The organism is Micromonospora sp. AMSO31t, assembly GCF_008868175.1.
In the GTDB taxonomy this organism is placed as follows: Bacteria; Actinomycetota; Actinomycetes; order Mycobacteriales; family Micromonosporaceae; genus Micromonospora.
This window is the reverse complement of sequence record NZ_WBKT01000275.1, coordinates 1-2967: the sequence shown is the minus strand read 5'-3', so window position 1 is coordinate 2967 and position 2967 is coordinate 1. Positions and strand designations below refer to the sequence as shown.

Sequence of the window (2967 nt, the reverse complement as noted above, 5' to 3'; positions counted from 1 at the left end):
CCGGAGGTCGATCCCCCCGGCACGGCAGAGGCGACCCGCGGTGTCGCGGGTGGCCAGGTAGATCGTGAAGTCCGACGGGCTGCCCGGCCCCACCCGCTGCAACCGCAGCCGGCCACTGTCCACCCAGCTCCCCGGTCCCGCCAGCGCCCGCTGCACCGCGTCACCGAAGGCGTGCGCGTCCTCACCGGAGCCGTTCTCCACCGCCACCCGGAACCGGCGCAGCACCCCGGCCCGGCCCAGCACCCCTCCGGCCCGGTCGTCGTAGCCGAAGCCCCCCCGGCCGTGCGCGGGCACCGCACCGGGCAGCCGCAGCACCGGCGTGCTCGCCACCGGATCCGGCGACGCCGACGATGACAGTGACGGTGACGACGGCGGCACGCTCGGCGGCGGCGCGCCGGTCGGCTGGGGCGGCAGGGCCGCCGCGCCGGCGTTGACGAGCGCCTCGGCCCCGACGGACGGGTGCTGCAGCGCGACACCGATGCCGACCGCGGCGGTGACGAGGAAGGCACAGACCACGACCGCGGAACGCCAGCGGCCGGCGGGCGGGGCGGTGGGCCGCGCGGCACGCGGACGTACGGAGGTGGGCATCCGGCTCAGCCTGCCATGTCGCGGCGCCGCCCGCTCTCCTCCGTTTCGGTGATCAGCGCCCTGGCCTGCGCCTCCGTCCCCTCCCCACCGGGCGGCGACCCGTCGGGGGACGCCTCGGCGAGCAGCGCGAGCACCGCCCGCGCCACGGTCCGGGGCACCTCCAACTGGGCCACGTGCCCGACGCCGTCGAGCAGCAGCAGGCGGCTGTCCGGGATCACGCGGGCGGCCTGCGGCGCCACCCGCACGTCGACCAGGCGGTCCTGCCGCCCGCCCACCACGAGCGTCGGCACCCCCACCGCCCCCGCCAGCCGCCACAGCGACCCGGACCCCGGCAGGTACGACCGCAGGAAGCTGGAGACCAGGCCACGGAAGGTGCGGACGTAGGCGGCGGCGTAGTGGGCCGCCTCGTAACGGATCCGGATCTCCTCCACCGCCTCCTGCCGGCGCTGCTCGCTGATCCGGGTCAGGTCGGCGATGCACGCCTCCATCACCTGCTCGGCCATCACCTCGGGAGCGAGCTGGGCCAGCCGCCAGGCCGCCAGCCGCTCGCCGCGGGGGATCGCCAGCAGCGGCAGCATCCGCCCCTGCAACGAGCGGCGGAAGTCCAGGAACGGCAGGGCCGGGGAGATCAGGGTCAGCGTCCGGACCAGGTCCGGCCGCAGCGCCGCCACCCGGACGCAGACGGCGCCGCCGAGCGAGTTGCCGAACAGGTGCACCGACCCCCGGTCGCTGTGCTCGATCCACCGGACCACGCGGTCGGCGAAGGACGGCACGGTGTAGCGGCGGCCCGGCTCGCTGCGCCCGAAACCCGGCAGGTCGATCGCCTGGCCGTCGAGCCGGTCGGCGAGCAGGCCGGCCAGGTCCGTCCAGTTCTGGGACGAGCCGCCGAGGCCGTGCACGTAGAGCGCCGGTTCCGCGTCGGGCGCGGTGGCGGGGGTGTCCCGCACGTACGTCACCGTGCCGTCGAGACGGACGTGCCGGCCCGGCCAGGGCGGCGGGACGTGGTGCGCGGGCAGGAGCTGGTCCGGCCAGAGGGCGGCGGGCTTCATGGCTCCAGTCTTCCCGGACCGGCCCGGCCCGACACCGGCTCAGCCGAGCAGCGCCTCCAGCCGGCGGTTCACCGCGGCCAGGGTCGCCCGGACCACGGCCTGCCGGGGATCCCCGGCGACCAGGGCGGAACCGGCCAACTGCTCCACCCAGCCGTCGCAGACCAGCAGCACGACGACGGTCGCCACCTCGCAGTTGCCGAACGGCACCACGGCGGTGTGCTCGACGAAGCACCGCCCCCGCTCCCCGGCCGGCGCGGCCTGGCCGAGCAGCTCGTCCACCGCGGCGGCCGCGGCCACCGCGCACAGCCGCAGCACGTAGCCGTCGACGGCCGGCCCGGTGGAGTGCCCCTCGGCCGTGCGGTCCCCGGCGATCAGGCGGACCTCCACGGTGGCGTCGAGGCCGAAGGTGCTCACCTGGACGTGGTCGATCACCACCCGGGGCCCGGGCAGGCCGCCGGTGTCCAGCGGTCGCGACGGCGCGGTCTCCGTCGTGCTCATCTGCCCGCCGGAGTACGAGGTGCCGAGCGTGGCCGGGCTGCCGGTGGCCGTGCCGGCCGGGGCGGTGGCGAGCGAGGACTCCTCGACCGCGGCCCGGCCCCGGTGGCCGGCCTGCCGGCGGCGGCGCGGCGGCTCGGCCCCCGCGTCGGCGCCCTCGGCGGGCGCCTCGGCGAGTCGGCCGGCGCGTGCCTCGGGCGCCGCGAACCGGCCCTCGCCGGACCGGTTCTCGGCCGGCCGGTTCGGGCCGGACCTCGGACCGGCCGGGTCCCCGGCCGGTCGGGACTGCGGGCCGGTCAGCTCCTCCGCCGGGCCGGGCCTCGGGTCGGCCACGTCCTCGGCCGGACGGGACTGGGCCGCCGACCAGGCCGGGCCGGGCGCGTCCTCCGCCGGACGGGACTGCGGCGCCGACCAGGCCGGGCCGGGCAGGTTCTGCGGGGCGGCGGCCAGCCCCATCCGCTCCTGGAGCAGCCGGGCGACCACCCGGCTCACCTCGGCCGGGTCCGCGCCGTCGGCGAGGTCCAGCCGGAGGCTGTGCGCCCCGGCCGGGGTGCGGCGCAGGGCCGCGTCCCGAACGCCGGCCACCTCGCGGACGGCGTCGAGGATGGCGTTGACGTCGAAGCCCTCCGGCCGCTCGCGCAGCGGCGCGGGTTCGTCGTCCCGGCGCAGGTGGGTGGCGATGCGGGCGAGTTCGGGAGTCTCGGCGGGCGGTTCCACGGCGGGCGGCTCCGGCACGACGGGGACATCCGGCTCGGCGGGGACGCGCTGCGGCAGCACCGGGGTGAGCTCGGCCGCCTCGGCGGCCGGCGGCGGCTCCGGTGCGGACCGGCGGGCC

General features: G+C 78.4%; 2 protein-coding genes and 1 pseudogene. All 3 read right to left on the bottom strand.

What is annotated here, in order from left to right; all coding sequences use genetic code 11:
• On the bottom strand, positions 1 to 588 hold a 588-nt coding region (locus F8274_RS30290; protein ID WP_151465783.1), incomplete at its 3' end, for a DUF3152 domain-containing protein.
• A gap of 5 nt (positions 589 to 593) precedes the next feature.
• The gene (locus tag F8274_RS30285) at positions 594 to 1637 is read right to left on the bottom strand and encodes an alpha/beta fold hydrolase (protein ID WP_151465781.1); all 1044 of its coding nucleotides are present in this window, start codon (positions 1635 to 1637) and stop codon (positions 594 to 596) included.
• A gap of 39 nt (positions 1638 to 1676) precedes the next feature.
• A pseudogene (locus tag F8274_RS30280) lies at positions 1677 to 2967 on the bottom strand (hypothetical protein); the annotation flags it as partial.

Excerpts from the sequence above, each read along its gene's own strand:
- F8274_RS30285 (WP_151465781.1), bottom strand. The coding sequence starts at position 1,637 with ATGAAGCCCGCCGCCCTCTGGCCGGACCAGCTCCTGCCCGCGCACCAC.